Origin of the sequence: Streptomyces sp. NPDC046977 (assembly GCF_040644455.1) — a bacterium.
Lineage (GTDB): Bacteria > Actinomycetota > Actinomycetes > Streptomycetales > Streptomycetaceae > Actinacidiphila.
The window spans coordinates 134836-157429 of sequence record NZ_JBEYWO010000018.1; the positions used below are offsets into that span (position 1 = coordinate 134836).

21 protein-coding genes are annotated in these 22594 nt (G+C 71.0%); 11 read left to right on the forward strand and 10 right to left on the reverse strand.

The features are described from left to right. The first annotated feature begins 35 nt into the window (after positions 1-35). The 3 genes from pta (at position 36) to pyk (ending at position 4843) form a co-directional block, all read left to right on the forward strand. The gene (pta, locus tag ABZ883_RS25370; protein WP_360909790.1) at positions 36-2162 is read left to right on the forward strand and encodes a phosphate acetyltransferase; all 2127 of its coding nucleotides are present in this window, start codon (positions 36-38) and stop codon (positions 2160-2162) included. Then, positions 2159-3310, forward strand: a complete 1152-nt coding sequence (locus tag ABZ883_RS25375) for an acetate kinase (RefSeq protein ID WP_360909794.1) — start codon at positions 2159-2161, stop codon at positions 3308-3310. Before pta ends, ABZ883_RS25375 begins: the two co-directional genes overlap by 4 nt. A gap of 108 nt (positions 3311-3418) precedes the next feature. Continuing rightward, positions 3419-4843, forward strand: coding sequence for a pyruvate kinase (pyk, locus tag ABZ883_RS25380; protein ID WP_360909796.1), 1425 nt, complete (start codon positions 3419-3421; stop codon positions 4841-4843). Between the two features lie 100 nt (positions 4844-4943). Here the strand turns inward: pyk and ABZ883_RS25385 are convergent, their stop codons facing one another. The 4 genes from ABZ883_RS25385 to ABZ883_RS25400 all read right to left on the reverse strand — a co-directional run bounded on the left by ABZ883_RS25385 (position 4944) and on the right by ABZ883_RS25400 (position 9166). Continuing rightward, entirely contained in the window at positions 4944-6269 is a 1326-nt protein-coding gene (locus ABZ883_RS25385) for a hydrogenase expression protein HypF (protein ID WP_360909798.1), read from the reverse strand. After that, complete coding sequence (locus ABZ883_RS25390) at positions 6259-6858, reverse strand: DUF6114 domain-containing protein (protein WP_360909800.1); 600 nt, start codon at positions 6856-6858, stop codon at positions 6259-6261. Before ABZ883_RS25390 ends, ABZ883_RS25385 begins: the two co-directional genes overlap by 11 nt. A gap of 89 nt (positions 6859-6947) precedes the next feature. Continuing rightward, positions 6948-7571 (reverse strand): DUF6230 family protein, encoded by a 624-nt coding sequence (locus tag ABZ883_RS25395; protein ID WP_360909802.1) that lies wholly within the window; start codon positions 7569-7571, stop codon positions 6948-6950. A 638-nt stretch (positions 7572-8209) separates the two neighbouring features. Continuing rightward, on the reverse strand, positions 8210-9166 hold the full coding sequence (locus ABZ883_RS25400) for a tetratricopeptide repeat protein (RefSeq protein WP_360909804.1): 957 nt from the start codon (positions 9164-9166) through the stop codon (positions 8210-8212). A gap of 189 nt (positions 9167-9355) precedes the next feature. Here ABZ883_RS25400 and ABZ883_RS25405 point away from each other — a divergent pair, with 189 nt between their 5' ends. Beyond that, positions 9356-9970, forward strand: a complete 615-nt coding sequence (locus ABZ883_RS25405; RefSeq protein ID WP_360909806.1) for a TetR/AcrR family transcriptional regulator — start codon at positions 9356-9358, stop codon at positions 9968-9970. A gap of 303 nt (positions 9971-10273) precedes the next feature. Further along, positions 10274-11437 carry a DUF3103 family protein gene (locus ABZ883_RS25410; protein ID WP_360909808.1) on the forward strand — a complete coding sequence of 388 codons (1164 nt, stop codon included), beginning with the start codon at positions 10274-10276 and terminating at the stop codon, positions 11435-11437. 91 nt (positions 11438-11528) lie between these two features. Here ABZ883_RS25410 and ABZ883_RS25415 read toward each other — a convergent pair whose 3' ends face one another. The 3 genes from ABZ883_RS25415 to ABZ883_RS25425 form a co-directional block, all read right to left on the reverse strand. Further along, positions 11529-13229, reverse strand: a complete 1701-nt coding sequence (locus ABZ883_RS25415; RefSeq protein WP_360909811.1) for a methylmalonyl-CoA mutase family protein — start codon at positions 13227-13229, stop codon at positions 11529-11531. Positions 13230-13388: 159 nt separating this feature from the next. Next, the gene (locus ABZ883_RS25420) at positions 13389-13724 is read right to left on the reverse strand and encodes a DUF3817 domain-containing protein (protein WP_360909813.1); all 336 of its coding nucleotides are present in this window, start codon (positions 13722-13724) and stop codon (positions 13389-13391) included. Positions 13725-13800: 76 nt separating this feature from the next. Then, on the reverse strand, positions 13801-14307 hold the full coding sequence (locus ABZ883_RS25425; protein WP_360909815.1) for a MarR family transcriptional regulator: 507 nt from the start codon (positions 14305-14307) through the stop codon (positions 13801-13803). A 413-nt stretch (positions 14308-14720) separates the two neighbouring features. Here ABZ883_RS25425 and ABZ883_RS25430 point away from each other — a divergent pair, with 413 nt between their 5' ends. Beyond that, the gene (locus ABZ883_RS25430; RefSeq protein ID WP_360909817.1) at positions 14721-16346 is read left to right on the forward strand and encodes a M4 family metallopeptidase; all 1626 of its coding nucleotides are present in this window, start codon (positions 14721-14723) and stop codon (positions 16344-16346) included. 57 nt (positions 16347-16403) lie between these two features. Here the strand turns inward: ABZ883_RS25430 and ABZ883_RS25435 are convergent, their stop codons facing one another. Continuing rightward, positions 16404-17621, reverse strand: a complete 1218-nt coding sequence (locus ABZ883_RS25435; RefSeq protein WP_360909819.1) for an MFS transporter — start codon at positions 17619-17621, stop codon at positions 16404-16406. A gap of 84 nt (positions 17622-17705) precedes the next feature. Here ABZ883_RS25435 and ABZ883_RS25440 point away from each other — a divergent pair, with 84 nt between their 5' ends. Then, positions 17706-18680 (forward strand): DUF5937 family protein, encoded by a 975-nt coding sequence (locus ABZ883_RS25440; protein ID WP_360909821.1) that lies wholly within the window; start codon positions 17706-17708, stop codon positions 18678-18680. A gap of 83 nt (positions 18681-18763) precedes the next feature. On the opposite strand, the gene ABZ883_RS25445 is transcribed toward ABZ883_RS25440, so the two are convergent. Together ABZ883_RS25445 and ABZ883_RS25450 are read right to left on the reverse strand one after the other, a co-directional pair. Next, on the reverse strand, positions 18764-19060 hold the full coding sequence (locus ABZ883_RS25445) for an MTH1187 family thiamine-binding protein (protein WP_360909823.1): 297 nt from the start codon (positions 19058-19060) through the stop codon (positions 18764-18766). After that, complete coding sequence (locus ABZ883_RS25450; protein WP_360909825.1) at positions 19057-19419, reverse strand: DUF3817 domain-containing protein; 363 nt, start codon at positions 19417-19419, stop codon at positions 19057-19059. Before ABZ883_RS25450 ends, ABZ883_RS25445 begins: the two co-directional genes overlap by 4 nt. Before the next feature lie 223 nt (positions 19420-19642). Between ABZ883_RS25450 and ABZ883_RS25455 the strand changes: the two genes are divergently transcribed. The 4 genes from ABZ883_RS25455 to ABZ883_RS25470 are packed head-to-tail and all read left to right on the forward strand — an operon-like array spanning position 19643 to position 22556. Next, a complete protein-coding gene (locus ABZ883_RS25455; protein ID WP_360909827.1) occupies positions 19643-20488 on the forward strand; it encodes a DUF2127 domain-containing protein in 846 nt (281 codons plus the stop codon). Positions 20489-20491: 3 nt separating this feature from the next. Next, positions 20492-21130, forward strand: coding sequence for an AIM24 family protein (locus tag ABZ883_RS25460; protein ID WP_360909829.1), 639 nt, complete (start codon positions 20492-20494; stop codon positions 21128-21130). Continuing rightward, positions 21130-21780, forward strand: coding sequence for an AIM24 family protein (locus ABZ883_RS25465; protein ID WP_360909830.1), 651 nt, complete (start codon positions 21130-21132; stop codon positions 21778-21780). Before ABZ883_RS25460 ends, ABZ883_RS25465 begins: the two co-directional genes overlap by 1 nt. After that, positions 21777-22556 carry an AIM24 family protein gene (locus ABZ883_RS25470; protein WP_360909832.1) on the forward strand — a complete coding sequence of 260 codons (780 nt, stop codon included), beginning with the start codon at positions 21777-21779 and terminating at the stop codon, positions 22554-22556. Before ABZ883_RS25465 ends, ABZ883_RS25470 begins: the two co-directional genes overlap by 4 nt. Positions 22557-22594: the final 38 nt, after the last annotated feature.

Below are 22594 nucleotides of genomic sequence, written 5' to 3' on the forward strand. Positions count from 1 at the left end.
CCAGAGATGCTGCCCGGCAGGAACGGAGAGAGCGCGTGACGCGCAGCGTGTACGTAACCGGGGTCGGCCGGGGGGACGGCAGGCAGGTCGTCGAGCTCGGCGTCATGGAGCTGCTCACCCGCCAGGTCGACCGCGTGGGCGTGTTCCGCCCGCTGGTGCACGACACCCCGGACCGGATGTTCGAGCTGCTGCGCAGCCGCTTCCGGCTCACCCAGGACCCGGCGACCGCCTTCGGCCTGAGCTACGAGGAGGCCGCGGCGCTCCAGGCCGAGCAGGGCCGGGACGCGATGATCGCCGTGCTCGTCGAGCGCTACCACCTGGTGGCCCGGGAGTACGAGACCGTGCTCGTGCTCGGCTCGGACTTCCACGAGACGAACCTGCCGGGCGAGATGGGCATCAACGCCCGCCTCGCCAACGAGTTCGGGGCCTCGGTGGTCCCGGTGGTCGGCGGGCGCGACCAGACCGCCGAGTCGGTGGTGGACGAGGTGCGCAACGCCCACCAGTCCTACAGCGGCTTCGGCTGCGACATCGTCGCCATGATCGCCAACCGGGTGCCCCGGGAGGCTCTGGACGAGGTCGCAGGGCGGCTGCGCCGGCTGCTGCCGGTCCCCGCGTACGTACTGCCCGACGAGCCCGCGCTGTCGGCGCCCACCGTCTCCCAGATCGTCGAGACCCTCGGCGCGGAGGTGCTGCTCGGCGACGCCGGCGGGCTCTCCCGCGACGTTCTCGGCTTCGTCTTCGGCGGCGCGATGCTGCCCACCTTCATCCGTGCGCTGACCCCCGGCTGCATGGTGATCACCCCGGGCGACCGCGCCGACCTCATCATCGGTTCGCTCGCCGCGCACTCGGCCGGCTCCCCGCCCATCGCGGGCATCCTGCTCACCCTCGACGAGGTGCCCGGCCCCGAGATCATGGCGCTGGCCGCCCGGCTCGCCCCCGGCACCCCGGTGATGTCCGTGCCGACCGGCAGCTTCCCGACGGCCGCCGAGCTGTTCGCGCTGGAGGCGAAGCTCGGCGCGGGCACTCCGCGCAAGGCCGAGACGGCGCTCGGCCTCTTCGAGACACATGTCGACAGCGCCGAGCTCAGCGAGCGGCTGTCGGTGGTCCGCGGCGAGCGCGTCACCCCGATGATGTTCGAGCACGAGCTCATCGAGCGGGCCCGCTCCGGCCGGCGCCGCGTCGTGCTGCCGGAGGGCGCCGAGGAGCGGATCCTGCACGCGGCCGAGGTGCTGCTGCGCCGTAATGTGTGCGACATCGTGCTGCTGGGGAACGAGGACGCCATCCGCCGGAGGGCCGGCGAACTCGGCATCGACGTGGACGTCCCCGGCCTGGTGCTCACCGATCCGCAGACCTCGCCGCTGCGCGAGAACTTCGCCGAGCTGTACGCCAAGCTGCGCGCCCACAAGGGCGTGAGCTACGAACTCGCCTACGACGTCGTCGCCGACGTGTCGTACTTCGGCACGCTCATGGTGCAGCAGGGCCTGGCCGACGGCATGGTCTCCGGCGCGGTGCACTCCACCGCGGCGACCATCCGTCCGGCGTTCGAGATCATCAAGACCGTGCCGGAGGCGTCGATCGTCTCCTCGGTCTTCTTCATGTGCCTGGCCGACAAGGTGCTGGTGTACGGCGACTGCGCGGTCAACCCCGATCCCGACGCCGAGCAACTGGCGGACATCGCGATCCAGTCGGCAGAGACCGCCGCCCAGTTCGGGGTGGAGCCCCGGGTGGCGATGCTCTCGTACTCCACCGGGACCTCCGGCTCGGGCGCCGATGTCGACAAGGTGCGCCGGGCCACCGAACTGGTCCGCGAGCGCCGCCCGGAGCTGCTGGTCGAGGGCCCGATCCAGTACGACGCGGCGGTGGACGCCCAGGTCGCCGAGACCAAGCTGCCCGGCTCGAAGGTGGCGGGCAAGGCCACCGTGCTGATCTTCCCGGACCTCAACACCGGCAACAACACCTACAAGGCGGTGCAGCGTTCGGCCGGCGCCGTGGCCGTCGGCCCCGTGCTGCAGGGCCTGCGCAAGCCCGTCAACGACCTGTCGCGCGGCGCGCTGGTGCAGGACATCGTCAACACCGTCGCCATCACGGCGATCCAGGCCCAGGGCGAGCAGGCGGCGCCCGGCCAGGCCGCCGCCCCGACCGATCCAAGGAAGGCACCGTGACCGCCACCCGCGTCCTCGTCCTCAACTCCGGCTCCTCGTCGGTGAAGTACCAGCTCATCGACATGGCCGATGGCAGCCGCCCGGCGGCCGGGATCGTGGAGCACATCGGTGAGCCCGGCGGGGCCGTCGGCCACGCGGAGGCGCTGAAGACCGTCGCGGACGAACTGGCCGCCCGCGGCCTCGGCCTGGACTCCCCCGAACTGGCCGCCGTGGGGCACCGCGTGGTGCACGGCGGCACCCGGTTCACCGAGCCGACGCTGGTCGACGACGCCGTGCTGGCGGCCGTCGAGGAACTCGTGCCGCTGGCCCCGCTGCACAACCCGGCGAACATCACCGGCATCAAGGTGGCCCGCGCGATGCGCCCGGACCTGCCGCAGGTGGCGGTCTTCGACACCGCCTTCCACTCGACGCTGCCGGAGTCCGCGTACCGCTACGCGATCGACCGGGAGACCGCCGACGCCCACCAGGTGCGCCGCTACGGCTTCCACGGCACCTCGCACGCGTACGTCAGCCGGGCCACGGCCGCGCTGCTGGGCAAGGACCCCGCCGAGGTCAATGTGATCGTGCTGCACCTCGGCAACGGCGCCTCCGCCTCCGCGGTGCGCGACGGCGTGTGCGTGGAGACCTCCATGGGCCTGACCCCGCTGGAGGGCCTGGTCATGGGCACCCGCTCGGGTGATGTGGACCCTGCCGTGGTCTTCCACCTCACCCGCGTGGGCGGGATGTCGGTGGACGACGTGGACGTCCTGCTCAACAAGCGCTCCGGGCTGCTGGGCCTGTCCGGAGACAACGACATGCGGGAGATCGGCCGGCGGATGGCGGAGGGCGACGAGGCGGCGCAGCTGGCCTTCGACGTCTACGTGCACCGGCTGCGCAAGTACGTCGGCGCCTACACCGCCGTCCTGGGCCGGGTGGACGCGATCGCCTTCACCGCGGGCGTCGGGGAGAACTCCGCCGCCGTGCGGGAGGCCGCGATGCGGGGCCTGGAGGTCCTGGGCATCGAACTGGACGGTGTGCGCAACGCGGTGCGGGCGAGCTCCGCGCGGCTGGTGTCGGCCGCCGGCAGCACGGTGGCGGTGGCGGTGGTCCCGACCGACGAGGAGCACGAGATCGCCCGGCAGACGTACGCGCTGGTGACCGGTCGGTGACGTCTCCAGGTCACCTGGAGGCTCTAGTCTATGGCCGCCGTCCGCACCGTCCACGACTCCCCCGCACGGGAAAATTCCGGAGCGGAACAAATTGATAGGATCGTCCTCATGCGCCGAGCGAAAATCGTCTGCACCCTGGGTCCCGCCGTCGATTCCTACGACCAGCTGAAAACGCTGGCCGAAGCCGGGATGAACGTGGCCCGTTTCAACTTCAGCCACGGCAGCCACGCCGAGCACGAGGAGCGCTACCACCGGGTGCGCAAGGTCTCGGAGGAGACCGGGCGTGCCATCGGTGTGCTGGCCGACCTCCAGGGCCCCAAGATCCGCCTGGAGACCTTCGCGGACGGCCCCGTGGAGCTGGTCGCCGGTGACGAGTTCACCATCACCACCGAGGACGTGGCGGGCGACAAGACCATCTGCGGCACCACCTACAAGGGCCTGCCCGGCGACGTCCGGTCCGGCGACCCCGTCCTGATCAACGACGGCAACGTCGCGCTGCGCGTGACCGAGGTCGACGGCGCACGCGTGCGCTGCCTGGTCGTCGAGGGCGGTGTCATCTCCGACCACAAGGGCATCAACCTGCCCGGTGCGGCCGTCAATGTCCCGGCGCTGTCCGAGAAGGACATCGAGGACCTGCGCTTCGCGCTGCGGATGGGCGTCGACATGGTCGCGCTGTCCTTCGTGCGCGACGCCAAGGACATCCGCGACGTCCACCGCGTGATGGACGAGGTCGGCCGCCGCGTGCCGGTCATCGCCAAGGTGGAGAAGCCGCAGGCGGTCGACAACATGGAGGACATCGTCGCGGCGTTCGATGCCGTCATGGTGGCCCGTGGCGACCTGGCGGTGGAGTACCCGCTGGAGAAGGTCCCGATGGTGCAGAAGCGGCTCATCGAGCTGTGCCGCCGCAACGCCAAGCCGGTGATCGTGGCGACCCAGATGATGGAGTCGATGATCACCAACTCCCGTCCCACCCGCGCCGAGGCCTCCGACGTCGCCAACGCGATCCTCGACGGCACCGACGCGGTCATGCTGTCCGCGGAGTCCAGCGTCGGCAAGTACCCGATCGAGACCGTGAAGACCATGTCGCGGATCATCGAGGCGGCCGAGGTCGAGCTGCTCAAGCAGGGTCTGTGGCCGCTCAACGGCCGCAAGCCGCGCACCCAGGGCGGTGCCGTCGCCCGTGCCGCCGCCGAGCTCGCGGACTACCTGGACGCCAAGACGCTCGTCGCCTTCACCAAGTCCGGCGACACCGCACGCCGGCTGGCCCGCTACCGCGTGCCGCAGCCGGTGGTCGCGTACACGACCGACGAGTCGACGCGCAACTACCTCGCGCTGACCTGGGGCGTGCAGACCACCGTCGTGCAGTACGTCAACACCACCGACGAGATGGTCGAGATCGTCAACGAGGAGATGCTCAAGCTCAGCGACTACACCGAGGGCGACACGGTGATCATCACCGCCGGCTCGCCTCCCGGTGAGGCCGGCACCACCAACCTGGTGCGCGTGCACCACCTCGGCCACCGCGCCGTCTGAACCGTTCAGGCTGTTCCAGGGAAACGGCCGGAGGGCGCCTCCCCCGAAAGGGGTGGGCGCCCTCCGCCGTGTGCGGCTCCCGAAAGGGTCCGGGGCTCGGTCAGTCCGGGGTGTTGTAGACGCGCATCCCCGGGATCGTGAGGGTGCCGCCGAACTGGCCGGCCTGCTTCACCGTGACATTGGTGAAGAAGGCGACCGGCACATTGACCGGCGGCGGGGTGTCGGGCGTGAACTCGACCGGGATGAGCCCGAAGAGGTTGCCCTTCAGCGACTCGGTGTACATCGTCACCGTGCCGCCGCGGATCGTGGACGTGCTGCCCTTGCGGGCCCCGACATGCCCCACGGTGCCGTTCGGGCCGACGACCTCCTGGTGCAGGTCCTTGATGTCCAGGGTGGAGGCCGTGAACTTCAGTACCGGCTTGACCTTCCCGCTCCAGGTCTTCACCTCGACGATGCCCTTGTAGTCCAGGCCCGTGAGGGTCAGCACGCTGCTGTGCAGTGTCCAGGCGTCGTCCGCGAGGAGCGCGGGAGTCTCCTGGTACGCGGCGTCGGCCAGAGCCTGTGCGTCGTGCGTCGGGCACGGGAAAGGGGTCTTCCCGTCCGCCGACGTGACCAGGGGGCTCGGGGTGTCGGCCGGCTTGTGCGTCGCCTTCCCGGTGGCGTCGTCCGCGGCCTCGGTGGCCTCGGACAGCACCTTCCTGACCGCGTCGGCTGTGTCCTTGACGGTCTTGCCGGGCTTGACCGTCTTGACGGGCTTGCCGGTCGGCTTGTCCGTGCTGCCGGCCTTCGGGGTCTGCGACGTGGCGCTCGGGGTCGGCGTGGCGGTCGCGGAGGGCTCGGTGTCCGCCGCGGCGGAGTCGGTGCCCTTCTTGTTGACGCCCAGCAGGTCGCCCAGCGCGTCGCCGAGGCCCAGCGGGTCCAGCGGCTTGGAGGAGGACGGCTTCACCGACGGGGTCGCGGGCGTGGACGGGGTGCCCGTCGTACCCGTCGAACCACCGCTGCCGGTGTCGTCCTTGCCGTCGCCGGAGCCCGTGCCGGAACCGGAGTCGGACGGACCGGTCGTCGGGGTCACCGAGGGCTTGGGCGTCTCCGGCGTTTCCGGCTTCTCCGGCGTCTCGGTCTTCGTGTCACCGCTCGGCGTGCTGCTCGTCGGCGTCGAGGACGGCGAAGGCTCGTCGGGCTGCTCCACGCACTTCGTACCGGAGAACGGGTTCCTCGGCAGTTCGTCGGCAGAGGCCAGCCTCGGGGTCAGTCCCATGCCCATCAGGACCGCCGTCGGCATCGCGGCCAGGGCTATCGCCTTGCCCGCCGGCATCTGCAGCTTGGTCAGCAGCGACTTCCGCGGGGCCGCGTGCCGCGGCCCCGGTCTCACACGCGTGCCGTTCCCAGCGGCAGCGGAAGCCGGCTGATCCTCATCACCCCGCACTGTGCCTCCCGTTCGCGTCTGCGGTTCGCTCTGTGCCGTCCTCCGGCTCCTGCGCAGCGCTGCCGGCCGGCGCCTCGGCCGGGTGCCCGCCGTACGCCTTGGCGTAGGGGGAGTCCGGCGGGGGCACGTAGCCGGTGTCGCCGTCGCCCTCGCCGCCACCGGGCAGTTCCGCCGCCTGCGGTCCGCCCTCGGCGGGCGCGACACCCGGGGCCCAGGCCACGGAGAGCGCTCCGCCGACCAGCCCGAGCACGAAGCCCATGAAGAAGCCGCCGAAGTTGGAGACCACCAGGGAGACCAGGGCGAGCAGGATCGACGCGATGCCCGCGAAGACCCGGACCTCCGACTGGAACCACATGGTCAGACCGAGGACGACCAGCAGCACGCCGATGATCAGCGAACCGGAACCGGCCGTGGTGGCCATGGTCAGGCTGAGCGAGCCAAGGGTGATGTTGGCGTACGGGAAATAGGCGATGGGCAGTCCGGCCAGAACCGTCAGCAGGCCCGCCCAGAACGGCCGCTGCCCGCGCCATACGCGGAACCGGAACCGCCAATAGTCGAACCCGCTCAGTCCATGTGTCTCGGCGCTCATGGAAAACTGCTCCCTGGGACTGACGTTTCTACAAAGAGTGGGGTGAGGAAGGTGAGGGACATCCCATGCCCCCCACCCCCCTGGTCAGGCTAGAAGCACTCGTACTTCTTGCCGGAACCCATCTTCACCGACATGCTCAGCCCGCTGAGCTTGAAGGTGCCCGCGCTGGTCGCCCACGCGGTCTGGGTCACATCGGTGAGGTGCGCCTTCCGGGCCTCCTGCGCGAAGGAACCGGGGTCGGTCTTGTCACCCGACTTGATCCCGGGGCCTTGCTCCGTGTCACCGGCGGCGACACCGATGTTGATGTCGGTGAACTCCGCCTCGGCGTCGAGCTGGTCGAGGTCGATGTAGAGGTTCTTCGCCTCGACCTTCTTGCCGCCGTTGCCGGCGCCCAGCTTCAGCGTGACGTCGCCGATCGGCGTCGGCACGACGACGGACTGGCACAGACCCGTGATGGTGGCGGTGTCGAACGCCGACACCGCGACCGGGACCGGCTTGCCGCCGTGCTGGACGTCGATGGCCCCGTACTGGACGAAACCGTCACCGTCGAGGTCCTGCGCCGCCACCTTGAACTGCTGGCCGGACACGCTGAACGACGCGGCAAGCGCGCCCTGGCCCAGGGCCACGCCTATCGCGGCGGTGGCCGCGACGCTCGGCACCATGACAACGGCGAACCGCTTCCATCTGGTACCGCCGCGAATGAGCGACTCCATGACTTTCCTCCTTCTCGGACGTACATCTCCGGCCGGAATCGTGGGGATTGCGGCGGGATGGGAGAAGAGCTACGTCCTCGGGAAGGAGAGCGCCGTACAGACGGCCGTCACGCGGGATGGCGGACGGCGTTGTCCGGAAATCGGCGATCACCCCCGAGCGACAACCACTGGCCACGCTCTCGCGCAACCTGCTGGACAGGCCCTGCCGGGTGGCAGAGACCCCCCTGTCCACGTGACGCGACCGCTGCTGGCACAGCCTTCGCGTCCCGGCCCGGTGGGGATCCGTGCGACGAGTGGGCGGCTGGATGCCGACACCTCGGCAACGGACCGAGCTTGGCCGATCGTGGTCCATTCGGGGCCGCTGCACAAGGGGCTTCGTTACTAGCGGGTAACGGTGCGATAACCCAGCCAACATGGTCTGGACCAGATCGACTACGCAGGGTAGTTGCGATGAGGGTGTGAAATTGCCTCAAGGGGTGATAGATCCGGACAGACGTCCGTCACTCTCTTACCGGAAGTAACATCGGCCGCACTTCATCAAGATTTGGTAAAGCGCGGCCGATGCCACATTCGGCTCGAAAGGTCTTTCGAGGTGGGGACGGTCGGCGCGACCTGACGCGATCAAGGGCGCGACAGGATCAGAAGAGCACCCGGGCCAGTGCCGAGCGGGCCGCGGTCACCCGCGGGTCGTCCGGTCCGATCACCTCGAAGAGCTCCAGCAGCCGCATCCGGGCCGCGTCACGATCCGTACCCGCGGAGCGGCGCACCGCGTCCACCAGCCGTCCGAAGGCGTCCTCCACATGTCCGCCCACCAGGTCCAGATCGGCCACGGCGATCTGCGCCTGCACATCGCCCGGGTGGTCCGCGGCGGCCTTGCGCAGCGCGTGCGGGTCGGCACCCTCCACCCGCTGCAGCAGCTCCGCCTGGGCCAGACCCAACTTCGCCTCGACATTGCCCGGCTCCCCGGACAGCACATTGCGGTACGCCTCGATCGCGCCACCGAGGTCGCCCTGGTCGAGCGCGTCGTGCGCGGCGGTCAGCGCCAGTTCCTGCGGGCTCGGCGGCCGCTCCTCGGCGGGCGCGGCGGGCACCCCGCCCTCGACCGGGGTGCCGACGATGCCGAAACGCTGCTCGGCGACGGCGACCAGCTGGTCCAGCACCTCGCGGATCTGGTCCTCCGGCGCCGCGCCCTGGAAGAGCGGCATGGCCTGGCCGGCCAGCACCGCGAACACCGCGGGAATCCCCTGCACGCCGAACTGCTGCACCAGCAGCTGGTTCGCGTACACATCGATCTTGGCGACGACGACCCGGCCCGCGTACTCGGCGGCGAGCCGCTCCAGCGCGTCCTGCAACTGCACGCTGGCGTCCGCACGGTCGGTCCAGAAGTGGACGACGACCGGGACCTCGGTGGAGCGCTGCAGGACGTCGGTCTCGAAGGTGGCCTCGGTGACCTCGGTCACCAGGGCGGGGGCGGGTACTCCCCCGGTGCGGGCGGCTTCCGCACGGGCCTGTTCGGCCTTCGCCTTGGCGTCACCGGCCGCCTTCACCGCGGCGAGGTCGACCACGCCGCTCATGGACATGTTCCGTGGCTGCATGGACCAATCCTCCCCCCTCGTCGCGGTTCCCGGGGAATCGCCCCCCGGAAGCGCCGCCGTGGCGCGTCTTGACGGCGGAAGCACGACGCGGGGTCCCCGCCCACGCCTCGTGGCTGCCGCCTGTTTCGATACGCGCCGTAGCGTAACTCCATGGTCGCGCACAGCGCAACGGGGATAGGGTGCCCAGCCATGTGCCCGCGTGAAACAGGACGACGGACCGGCCGCCCCCGCAGTGCGGAGGCCGACCGGGCGATCCTGGACGCCGCGCGGCAGGCGCTGGTCGAGACGGGCTGGTCCAAGTTGACCATGGGCGACGTCGCGGCGCGGGCCAAGGTGGCCAAGACCACTCTCTACCGCCGCTGGGCCGGCAAGAGCGAACTCGTCGTGGACGCGGTGGCCGCGCTCTTCGACGAACTCGAACTCCCCGACCGCGGCAGCCTGCGGGCCGATGTGGAGGGCGTGGTCCTGCAGTTCGCGGCCCTGCTGGAGCAACCCGCCACCAAGACCGCGCTGATGGCGGTGGTCGCCGAGGCCACGCACGACGAGGCACTGCGGCAGCGGATCCGCGACGCGATCGTGGACCGGCAGAAGCGGCTGGTGGTCGAGGGCCGGCAACGCGCCCAGGCCCGCGGCGAGATCCCGCCCGACGAGGGCGACCCGGCGCCGCAGGTCGACCTCGTCTTCGACGTCATCGCCGGGGCCGTCGTGCACCGCACGCTCGTCTCCTGCGAGCCGGTGGACGCCGACTGGGCGGCGCGCTTCACCGCGGTCCTGCTCGGCGGGCTGTCGGCCGCCACCGGCTGATCGTCCCGGGCTGCCGCACCGCCGACGCAACTCCCTTGCGTTCGCCCGCCGTTCGGCAGGACGTCTTCCTGCGGGCGTTCCCGGAAGTTCATCAATCCCGCGGCGCCGGGGTCTTGCCGCGATGTCATGGCACCGCCATGCTTACCCGCGGGTATCTACTCGCATAGATTCCTCACCGGTTCCGCACAGTTCCACGCATTTCCGCACAGCTTCATGAAGTTCTGCCCAGCTCAGCACAGTTGCGCACTGCTTCGACCTGACAGTGCGTCAGTTGATCGCTCGCCCCCAGGAGGATCGATCCACGTGAGACGTCATCACCCTCGTCGGCGCGGCGCCGTCGTCTCCCTCGCCGCTTCACTGCTCGCCCTGACGGCCGGCCAGACCGTGAACGCCCTTCCCGCCACGGCCGCTCCCCACCCCCACACGCCCGCCTCCGCGGTCTCCGCGGCCGAGGAGCAGGCGGCTCGTGCGATCGCCGGCTCGCTCACCGACACCGCCTGGCGCGCCCGGGTGGGCAAGGCCGCGCTCGCCTCCGACGACGTCGCCGTCACCACCCTGGCCGGCCAGGCCCGGGGCTCCCTGAAGACCGAACTGGCCGCCGCCGACCGGCGGATCGCCGCAGCCAAGGGCCTGGACGCCGGCGTCGGACCGCTGCTGCGGCTCCGCCTCGGCGACGACTCCATGCGCGCGGCGCTGGCCGCCGGTGCGGCGCCGTGGGTGACCGCGGCCTCCCTGGACGACGACGCCGCCACCGTCACCGCCTGGGACAGCCAGGGCCGTACCCACACGCTGGACGCGCGCAAGGCGCCCACGCACCCGGTGTACGTCGTGGACATCGACGGCTCCAAGGCGCTGGCCGCCGGCCTGGCCGTGATGAACAAGGAGCTGACCCGCTACGGAGTGGCCTCCGCCAAGGCCACCCCGTCCCGCGCGCAGGCCCCGGCGGCCGGCTCGCGGGCGCAGGCGGCGGCCACGGGCGGCTTCTGGACCACCCGGATCACCTCGGTCGAGCTGTCGGACGACGAGGAGCCCTGGGTCAAGGGCGACGCCGAGATCTACACCCTGGTCACCGGCTTCGGGCAGGACGGCGCCGTGCGCGTCGACCCCGTCGACATGCCGTACCTGGACAACGACGGCACGGTCTACCGGCCCAACCAGATCCTGGTGAACTGGTCGAACTACAAGTACAACCTCGCCGACGCGGTGATGATGGAGGAGGACGGCAGCACCAACTACCGCGACCTGGCCAAGGCCATCGCCACGGTGCTGCTCACCGTCACCGACCAGGGCACCTACATCCCGCTGGTGAACGCGGTCCTGGACGCGATCCCGGACGACTGGTGGACCGACGACCCGGACTACGTCGACTCCTGGTACACCCTGGCGCAGAGCGACAACGGCACCCGCTACGGGGCCCGCGGCAACGGCTGGATGACCGTCGAGCCGTACTTCGTGCAGCAGTTCTGAGTCGTAGCGGCGCCGCGGCGCCGCGATGACACGAGGCCGGCGGGAACCCCCGGGTTCCCGCCGGCCCTCGGCGTTCGCGCCGCCGATGTGCTCAGAAGCGCGCGGGCTCGGTGTAGCTGCCCCATTCGTCGCGCAGCACGCCGCAGATCTCGCCGAGTGTCGCCTCGGCGCGCACGGCCTCCAGCATCGGCTCGATCATGTTGGTGCCCTCGCGGGCGGCGGTGAGCATCGCCTCCAGGGCCTTGCGCACGGCGGCGTCGTCCCGCCGCTCCTTGCGGGCGGCCAGGACCCGCACCTGCTCGCGCTCCACCTCGTGGCTCACCCGCAGGATCTCCAGGTCCCCGGTGACGGAGCCGGTGTGGCAGTTGACGCCGACGACCCGCTTGTCGCCCTTCTCCAGGGAACGCTGGTACTCGAAGGCGGCCTCGGCGATCTGGCCGGTGAAGTAGCCGTCCTCGATGCCGCGCAGGATGCCGGAGGTGATCGGGCCGACCTCGTGCCGCCCGTCGGGCACGGCGCGGGCGCCCAGTTCCTTGATCTTGTCGAAGATCTTCTCCGCGTCCGCCTCGATGCGGTCGGTCAGCGCCTCGACGTACCAGGAGCCGCCGAGCGGGTCGGCGACATTGGCGACGCCGGTCTCCTCCATCAGCACCTGCTGGGTGCGCAGCGCGATCTCCGCGGCCTGGGCGCTGGGCAGCGCCAGCGTCTCGTCCAGGGCGTTGGTGTGCAGGGAGTTGGTTCCGCCGAGCACCGCCGCCAGCGCCTCGACCGCGGTGCGCACGACGTTGTTGTACGGCTGCTGGGCGGTGAGCGAGACGCCCGCGGTCTGGGTGTGGAAGCGCAGCCACTGCGCCTTGTCGGACGTCGCCCCGTACACGTCGCGCATCCAGCGCGCCCAGATCCGGCGCGCCGCGCGGAACTTGGCGATCTCCTCGAAGAAGTCGAGGTGCGCGTCGAAGAAGAAGGAGAGCCCCGGGGCGAAGGTGTTGACGTCCAGCCCGCGCGACAGGCCCAGCTCCACATAGCCGAAGCCGTCGGCGAGGGTGTAGGCGAGTTCCTGCGCGGCCGTGGAGCCGGCCTCGCGGATGTGGTAGCCGGAGACCGACAGCGGCTTGTACGCGGGGATGCCCTTCGCGCAGTGCTCCATCAGGTCGCCGATCAGGCGCAGGTGCGGCTCGGGCTCGAAGAGCCACTCCTTCTGCGCGATGTACTCCTTGAAGATGTCGGTCTGCAGGGTGCCGTTGAGCACCGCGGGGTCGACGCCCTGGCGCTCGGCGGCCACCAGGTACATGCAGAAGACCGGCACCGCGGGACCGGAGATCGTCATCGAGGTGGTGACGTCGCCGAGCGGGATGTCCCGGAAGAGGACCTCCATGTCGGCCGCGGAGTCGATGGCCACACCGCAGTGGCCGACCTCGCCCAGCGAGCGCGGGTCGTCGGAGTCCCGGCCCATGAGGGTGGGCATGTCGAAGGCGACGGACAGACCGCCGCCGCCCGCCTCCAGGATCATCTTGTAGCGCTCGTTGGTCTGCTCGGCGTTGCCGAAGCCGGCGAACTGGCGGATGGTCCAGGTGCGGCCCCGGTAGCCGGTGGCGTGCAGACCGCGGGTGAACGGGTACTCCCCGGGCCAGCCGATCCGCTCGAAGCCGGGTACCTCCGCGCCGGCCGGCGGCCCGTACACCGGCTCCACGGTGTCCCCGGAGAGCGTGGTGAAGTCCGCCTCGCGCTTGCGGGAGGCGTCGTAGCGCGCCTGCCAGCGGCTGCGCCCCTCGTCAATGGCTGCAGCGTCCATGCCGGTGTCCGCCTCTCATCGGTGCGGGGCCGTCCTCGCACGTCCTTGTACAAGGAGGTCTACCCCTGTGGGGCGAAAATACTAGGACGTCCTAGTATTTGTCGACGGCAAAACCCCCCGTCCGCGCAGGGAGGGGGGTATCCGCAGGTCAGGCGGTTGTCAGACCTTGACGGGTTCACCCGTGGGGAGCACCAGCGGCGCCACCTCGCGGGTCACCCTGCGCTCGACGAAGAACGCCGCGGTGGGAACGGTCCCGGCCAGCAGCACCCACAGCAGCTTGCCGAAGGGCCACTTCGCCTTGGATCCCAGATCGAAGGCGAAGACCAGGTACAGGACGTAGAGCCAGCCGTGCGCGATGGCGACGACCTGGGTGAAGCCCGCGGCGCCGTCGATGTGCAGCAGGTACTTGGCGATCACGCCGACGGTCAGCAGGACCAGCAGCACACCCGTCACATAGGCGAGGGCGCGGTACCGGGTCAGGACACTCTGCTTCATGCGCCGAAGCCTAACCGGTGCGCTTCGGGCGCTTTCCCCCGGGCCGCCCCGGAGCGGGCCGCGTCCCTGCGCGGGCCTACGACTCGAAATCCCCCGCGGATATCCGCAGCGGCCGCAGCAGGGCGAAGATCTCCGCGCACTCGTCGTCGTCGTACGCCTGGAGGCCGAATTTCATCCCCGTGAGGTCGTCGGTGGCGGCCTCGCACACCTCGCGGCCCTTGGCCGTGATGGAGGCCAGCGTGCCGCGCCCGTCGTTGGGGTTGGGGCGCTTGGCGACGAGTCCGGCGGCCACCAGGCGGTCGACGGTGTTGGTGACCGACGTCGGGTGCACCATGAGGCGCTCGCCGATCTTCGACATCGGCAGCTCGCCCTCCTTGCTGAAGGCGAGCAGCACCAGCGCCTCGTAGCGGGCGAAGGTCAGTCCGTAGGGCTTGACCACGGCGTCGACCTGGCTCAGCAGGATCTGCTGGGCGCGCATGATCGACGTGATCGCGACCATGGACGGCACGCGACCCCAGCGCCGGGTCCAGATCTCGTCGGCGCGGGCGATCGGGTCGAAGGGCAGGCTGAGCGGCTTGGACACAGGGCCGAGCCTACCCGCCGGTCACATGGCGGGCAGCCACGTCTCGCGGGGCGGGACGACGGCACGTCAGGCCCGCCGGGGCACCGACGTACCCGCCACCCGCCGCACCTGTGTGAACGCAGTGTTTCAGCCACCCCGGCCAGGGGTTCCGACTGAAAACCCCACCCTCCCGGGGAGGGTTTCCCCTACTCCCGGGCCGGACTTGCCACCCTTTGGCCCGGATGACCCGGGACGTGACGCCGGTCACGCTCACGACAACCGGCCAATCGATGAAATGCACCTGTCATTAATGCCCTGTTCGGTGCGAGGCTCCTTACCGCGCGGAACACCGCGCACCCCCCACATCCCCCGGGTGCGGTTCCGCCCGGGGACCACGCCTGCCGTCCCCACACGGCGGGACCCAAGGAGTCACATTGCGCAAGAAGCTGGCACTCGGCACCCTCGTGGCCACATCGGCGCTCCTGGCCGGCGGCCTCCAGTCCTTCGCGGCGACCGCACGGCCCGCACCCTCCGCCACCGCGCTCGCCGCCTCCCACGCACAGGCCCTCACCGACGCCCGCGGCCAGGCGGGCGCCCTGGCCGGCGCCCTCGGCCTGGGAGCCCAGGAGCGGCTGACGGTCAAGGACGTCGTCGTCGACCCGGACGGCACCCGCCACCTGCGCTACGACCGCACCTACGCGGGCCTGGAGGTGCTCGGCGGCGACCTGGTGGTCCACCAAGGCAGCGACGGTGCCACCCGGTCCGTCTCGCGGGCCGTCACCGCGGGCATCGCCCCCGCCACCCTCACCCCCGCCGTGACGCCGTCCGCCGCCCGCGACAAGGCCGCCGCCACGGTCAAGGGCCTGCTGAAGACACCGCTGGTCAAGGGCGAGGAGCCGCTGAAGACCGTCGGTACCGCCGCCACCCCGCAGAAGGTCGTCTGGGCGGTCAGCGGCACGCCCCGGCTCGCCTACCGGACCGTCGTCCACGGCACCCAGGCCGACGGCACTCCCAGCGAGCTCAACGTGATCACCGACGCGAGCACCGGCGCGGTGATCCAGCAGTACGAGGGCATCCAGACCGGCACCGGCACCGGCGTCCACGTGGGTTCGGTCACCCTCACCACCACCAAGTCCGGCAGCACCTACACGCTGAAGGACGCGAGCCGCGGCGGCATCTCCACCACCGACCTGAACAACCGCACCAGCGGCACCGGCACCACGTTCACCGACACCGACGACGTGTGGGGCAACGGCTCCGCCTCCAACCGCCAGTCGGCGGGCGTGGACGCCCAGTTCGGCGCCGCGGCCACCTGGGACTTCTACAAGAACACCTTCGGCCGCTCGGGCATCAGGAACGACGGCAAGGGCTCCGTCTCGCGCGCCCACTACGGCAGCAACTACGTCAACGCCTTCTGGGACGACAGCTGCTTCTGCATGACCTACGGCGACGGCTCGGGCAACACCCACCCGCTGACCGCGCTCGACGTCTCCGGCCACGAGATATCCCACGGCGTGACCAGCGCCACGGCCGGCCTGACCTACTCCGCCGAGTCCGGCGGCCTCAACGAGGCCACCTCCGACATCTTCGGCACCATGGTCGAGTTCAACGCCAACCTCGCCTCGGACACCCCGGACTACCTCATCGGCGAGAAGATCAACATCAACGGCAACGGCACCCCGCTGCGCTACATGGACAAGCCGTCCAAGGACGGCGCCTCCGCCGACTACTGGTCCTCCTCGGTGAAGAACCTCGACGTGCACTACTCGTCGGGTGTGGCCAACCACTTCTTCTACCTGCTCTCCGAGGGCAGCGGCGCCAAGACCATCAACGGCGTCAGCTACAACAGCCCCACGAAGAACGGCTCCACCGTCACCGGCATCGGCCGCGCCAAGGCCGCGGCCATCTGGTACCGCGCCCTGACGGTGTACTTCACCTCGTCCACCAACTACGCCAAGGCCCGCACCGCGACACTGAACGCGGCCAAGGACCTGTACGGCAGCGGCTCCGCCGAGTACAACGCGGTCGCCGCCGCCTGGACCGGGGTCAACGTCGCCTGACGGCGCGCCGGTGCAGCCCGGTGACCCGTTGACCCGATGACCCGGCCGGCACCCCGATCACTCGCGGTGCTGCGGACCGCCCCATACGGTCCGCAGCACCGCGAGGACGCACAAGGTGCCGATCACGCAGGACCACCCGTTCACCACATGGACGGGCACGAACTCCGCGGCGGCGCCTGCCGCCGCCATCCCCGCGCCCTGGACCGTCATCAGGCCCGCCGACTGCACGGTCATCGCCCGGCCGCGCAACTCCTCCGGAACGGCGTCGACGAACCACTGGTCCACGCCCAGCGTCCAGGCGCCGGTGAGCCCGGCGACGAACATCGCGGCCAGGGACCAGGGCAGCGACGGCCGCAGCAGGAAGGCGGCGTAGGGCAGCAGGGTGCACGCCACCAGCGGGCCGGCGATCCGGCCGCGGACCGCCGGGCTCAAGTACCCGCCCGCCAGGGCCTCCCCGAGGATCATGCCGACCGGCATCGCCGCCATGAAGAGGCCGAGCCCCGTCGTCCCCGCCCCCACGGACTGCGCGTACGGCGCCGCGAGCGCCTCCGGGACGACGCAGAAGAACGACGGCACCCACGCGAGCAGCAGGAGCCCGCGCACCCGGCGGTGGGCCAGCAGCCGTCCCGTACCCCCGCCGTCACCGCGGTCACGCGCGCCGCGTGCCGGCCGCCGCCTCGTCCCCAGGCGCAGCAGCAGCGCCGAACCGAGGAACGCGGCCGCGGTGAGCAGCAACGCGGCCCGCGGCGTGACCACGACCAGCAGCAGTCCGCCCAGCCCAAAGCCGACGACCTGAGCTCCCTGCGCCACGATCCGGATCAGCGACCGCCCGAGGACGAAGGCGTCACCCGGGAGGATGTCGGCCAGGCTCGCCGCGCGCGTCCCGGTGAAGACCGGGGCGATCACCGCCATGACCGCGCGCAGCGCGAGCAGGACGGCGATCGGCGTCCCCGGCAGCACCATCCCGGCCGCGCACGCCGCGCACAGCAGGTCGCAGACCACCAGCACCCGCCGCGGCGGGAAGCGGTCGGCGACCCCCGCCAGCAGCGTCCCGCCCACGGCGTACGGCACGAAACCCAGCGCGAAGGTGAGCGCCGACAGCAACGGCGACGCGGTGAGCCGGAACACCAGCACGGACAGCGCGATCTGGGACACGACGGTGCCCTGCAACGACAGCACGTGCGCCGCGAAGACGGCCCGGAACTCCCGCACGGCGAAGACGGCACGGTAGCCCCCGGACGCGGCGGCGGGGACGGCGTCGGCATTGAGCGTCATGGACCGCAGCGTGGCGGCCGGAACCCCACCGCCCGTAGTCTTTCGGCTCCAGCCGAAACAAGGGTGCCCGGGAGGAGGCCGCCAGTGCCGCTGCACATGCGGTTCGGGCCGGACGACCTGCTGCGCTGCCGGTTCGGGATATCCCCGCTGTGGGAGGTGACGGGCGCGGTCCGCGCCCTCAAGGAGCCCCGGCTGCAGGCCTACCACCTGCCCTGGCTCCGGCAGACGCAGCCGGCGGCGCGGGAGCTGGACCTCACGCCGCTGTGGCTGCTCATGCCGCGCCGCGGCCACACCCCGGACTTCCTCTCCCCGCCGCCGGACAGCCCCCTGACCTCCATCGAGCAGGACCTGGCCCGCGTACGGGCCACCGACCCCGGCACAGCCCGCGACGACCTCGCCCGCGCCCTCGCCGACACCCCGGGCGCGGCGGACACCCCGTCCGGCCGCGCCATGCTCGCCGATCCGGCCCGCGCCACAAGGGACTTGGCGGACCTGTGCGAACAGGCCTGGCACGCGCTGGTCGCCCCGTACTGGCCGCGCGTGCGCGCCGTACTGGAAGCCGACATCGCCTTCCGCGCCCGCCGGCTCGCGGACGACGGGCTGACCGGGCTCTTCGCCGATCTGCATCCCTCGCTGAGCTGGGCGAACGGCACCCTGACGCTGCACCGGCCGGCGCAGCACGACCGCGACCTCGGCGGCGACGGCCTGGTCCTCGCGCCCAGCGTCTTCGTCTGGCCCGACGTGGCATCGGGCTTCGACCCGCCCTGGCAGGGCACCGTCGTCTACCCGGCGCGCGGCATCGGCGGCCTCTGGCAGACCCCGCGCGCCGACTCGGACGCCCTGGTCCGGCTGCTGGGCGCCAACCGGGCCGCCATCCTCAGCGGTCTCGGCGAACCGGCGACCACCACCGCGCTCGCCCACCGCCACGGCCTCGCCCTGTCGTCCGTCTCCTCGCACCTGTCGGTACTCCGCGACGCGGGCCTGCTCACCTCACGCCGCTACGGCCACCAGGTCCTCTACGAACGCACCCCCCTGGGCACCGCCCTGTCGACGGACTGAACGCCGCAAGCTCCGACACAAAAAGACGCCGGGCGGGCTGGAGATCCAGCCCGCCCGGCGTTCGTTGCGGGAACGCCCCGCGGCTACTCGCCCGCGAGGTACCGCTCGACGGTGGCGACCTTGGAGGTCAGGCCGTCGGTGACGCCGGGGCGGATGTCGGCCTTGAGGACGAGGGAGACGCGTCCGGCGCGGGCCTCGACGGCGGCGACGGCGCGGCGGACGACGTCCATCACCTCGTCCCACTCGCCCTCGATCGAGGTGAACATCGCGTCGGTGCGGTTGGGCAGCCCCGACTCGCGGACCACACGGACCGCGTCCGCGACATACTCGCCGACGTCCTCGCCGACGCCGACCGGGCTGACGGAGAACGCGACGATCATGCCTCGACCGCCCCTCGGCCGACGTCCTTGAGCTCCTTGCGGGCGCGGGCCGCGATGACGCTGTCCTCGGCCTCGCGGCGCAGCATGCGCTCGGCGAAGAAGCCGCCGGTGGGCAGCACGGAGAGCAGGAGGTAGAGCGCGGCGCGGCCGAGCGGCCACTTGGCGCGGAACCACGCCCACGCCCAGAGCGCGACATAGAGGACGAACAGGACGCCGTGCACCATGCCCATCACGGGCACCGCGTTGAAGTCCGTGGTGCGCTTGAGCACCGAGCAGATCAGCAGCAGAAGGAAGGACACCGCCTCCGGGGCGGAGACCAGGCGGAGCCGGTTCAGGGCGGATGCGGTCTTGATGTCCACGGGACCTCTCTTACGGGACTCGACTGCGGGCTCTTGCACGGTACGGCTGTCGGGCGCCGACAGCCCTTGTGAACACGATCACAAAGGGTGTCACCATTATCACCCGCCCGTTCCCGCGCCCCGGCGCCGGGGTCCGGGAACATGTGAACCATCCGGCGGCGGGCCGCGTCCCCCTCCACGACGACCGACGACCGACAACTCGCCCCCTCGAGGAAGAAACGGGATGAAGCTGGACTGGGACCGCCGGCACTGCGCCCGGCGCGGGCATGTCACCTACGCGCCCGACGAGACGCACCTGCGCGAGCGGCTGCGCGCCGAGACCGCGCTCGGCGAGGTCTGGCGCTGCCTGCGCTGCGGGGACTTCGCACTCGGCGACCCGCACGGTTCGGGCCCCGCCGACCAGGCGCCCGAGGTGCCGCGCGGCCGCGCGCTGCGTGATCTGTTCATCCTGCGCTTCCTGGCCGTGGAGCGGCTGCTGCGCGGCCTGTTCATCGTGCTGGCGGCCTGGGCGGTGTGGCGCTTCAGCAACTCGCAGGACGCGGTGCGCCGCTTCTTCGAGGAGAACCTGGCCGTCTTCCGCCCGGTCTTCGAGCACTTCCACTACGACCTCGACCACTCCCCCGTGGTCGACACCATCCGCAGGACCTTCGAGTACCGGCACTCCACGCTGCTGATCGTGGCCGGGGCGCTGCTGCTGTACGCCCTGATCGAGATCGTCGAGGCGTTCGGCCTGTGGGCGGGCAAGCGCTGGGCGGAGTACCTCACCGTGGTGGCGACGGCGGCGTTCCTGCCGCTGGAGATCTGGGAGATCACCGAGAAGGTCAGCTACCTGAAGATCGGCACGCTGCTGCTCAACATCCTCGCCGTCCTCTACATCCTGCTGTCCAAGCGGCTGTTCGGACTGCGCGGCGGGCACGCGGCCTTCGAGGCCGAACGGCGCGGCGCCTCCCTGCTGGAGGTCGAGGAGGCCGCGGGTACGGCGGGCGCCTCCGGCACCTCCGGCACCTCCGGCAACAATCATGTGACGCGGACCCTGGTGACGGGTTCCTCCCGGACGGATACGGTCTGACCCGTGGCTCAGTTTCGATTGCAGGGCAGCAAGGTGCTCGCCGTGGACATGGCCGGCGACGCCGTGAAGGCGAAGAACGGGGCGATGGTCGCCTACGACGGCCAGATGCAGTTCAAGAAGATGTCCGGTGGCGGCGAGGGTCTGCGCGGCATGGTGACCCGGCGGCTCACCGGCGAGTCGATGGAGGTCATGGAGGTACGGGGGCAGGGCACCTGCTACTTCGCCGACCGCGCGAGCGAGATCAACCTCGTCCGCCTCAACGGCGAGAAGCTGTACGTCGAGGCCAGCAATCTGCTGGCGACCGAGGCGACGCTGCGCACCGGCACCACCTTCACCGGGCTGCGCGGCGCCTCCCAGGGCAACGGGCTGTTCACCACCACGGTGGAGGGCATGGGCCAGGCGGCGATCATGTCCGACGGACCGGCCGTGGTGCTGCGTGTCTCCCCCGGCATGCCGCTCCAGGTCGACCCGGGCGCCTATGTGGCGCACACCGGCCGTCTGCAGCAGCACTTCCAGGCCGGCATCGGCTGGCGCGCCATGATCGGCGAGTCCGGCGGCGAGTCCTTCCAGATCCGCTTCGAGGGCGACGGCCTGGTGTACGTCCAGCCCAGCGAGCGCAACACGATCGGGGGGCAGGTCTGATGCCGTTCACCCGGATCAACTCCAAGATGGTCGAGGCCCAGGTGCTGCCCGGGCAGCGGATGTTCAGCCAGCGGGGCGCGATGCTCGCCTACCGCGGGAACGTCTCGTTCACCCCGAACATGCAGGGCGGGCAGGGCGGCATCGGGTCGATGATCGGCCGCCGGATGGCGGGCGAGGCGACACCGCTGATGACCGTCGAGGGCCACGGCTCGGTGATGTTCGGGCACGGCGGCCACCATGTGCACTGCATCGACCTGACCGGCGACACCCTGTACGTCGAGGCGGACCGGCTGCTCGCCTTCGACGGCACACTGCGGCAGAGCACGATGTTCATGGGCTCCCAGGGCGGTGTCATGGGCGTCATCCGCGGCCAGGTGACGGGCCAGGGCCTGTTCACCACGACGCTGCAGGGCCAGGGCGCGGTGGCGGTCATGGCGCACGGCGGCGTGATCGAGCTGCCGATCACCCCGCAGCGTCCGGTGCACGTCGACCCGCAGGCGTACGTCGCCCACCGCGGCGACGTCCGCAACAAGCTGTCCACCGCGCTCGGCTGGCGCGACATGGTGGGCCGCGGCTCCGGCGAGGCGTTCCAGCTGGAGCTGTCGGGGCAGGGCACGGTCTACGTCCAGGCGAGCGAGGAGAAGCTGTGACCGCGAACGGCCCGGTCGTCCACGACCCGTACACCCTGCCGGTCGACGACAACGTCAACCCGTACGCCTTCAGCGTCGACCTCAAGGGGCAGTGGTTCCTGCAGAAGGGGAAGATGATCGCCTACTACGGGCAGATCTCCTTCCACGGCATCGGCCACGGCGCCCTCGACGGCCTGATCCGCGCCAACTTCCACTCCCCGCTGCACGCTTCGGACTGGGTGGTCGCCGAGGGCCAGGGCAAGATGATCCTCGCCGACCGCGCCTTCGACGTGAACTCCTACGACCTGGAGGACGGCAACCTCACCATCCGGTCGGGGAACCTGCTGGCCTTCCAGCCGGGGCTGGCGCTCAAGCAGTCGATCATCCCGGGCTTCCTGACCCTCATCGGCACGGGCAAGTTCGTCGCCGCGTCCAACGGCGCGGTGCACTTCGTCGAGCCCCCGGTCCGGGTCGACCCGCAGGCCCTGGTGGGCTGGGCGGACTGCCCGTCGCCCTGCCACCACTACGACCACGGCTACATGCGCGGCGTGCTGGGCGGCCTGCGGGCGCTGACCGGCATCGGCGGCACCTCGGGCGAGGAGCACCAGTTCGAGTTCGTGGGCGCGGGCCAGGTGCTGCTGCAGTCCACGGAGGTGCTGATGCCCGAGCAGGCGACCGGCGCGGTCCCGCACGAGGCCGGCGTACCGGGCGCGGGGGCCGGTGCCCACGGCGGCGCACCGGGCGCGCCGCGACTGCCGGGTCAACTGGGCGACCTGCAGCGCCGTTTCGGACTGTGACCGCGCGGACACGCAACCGGACCCCAATTAATACGGAT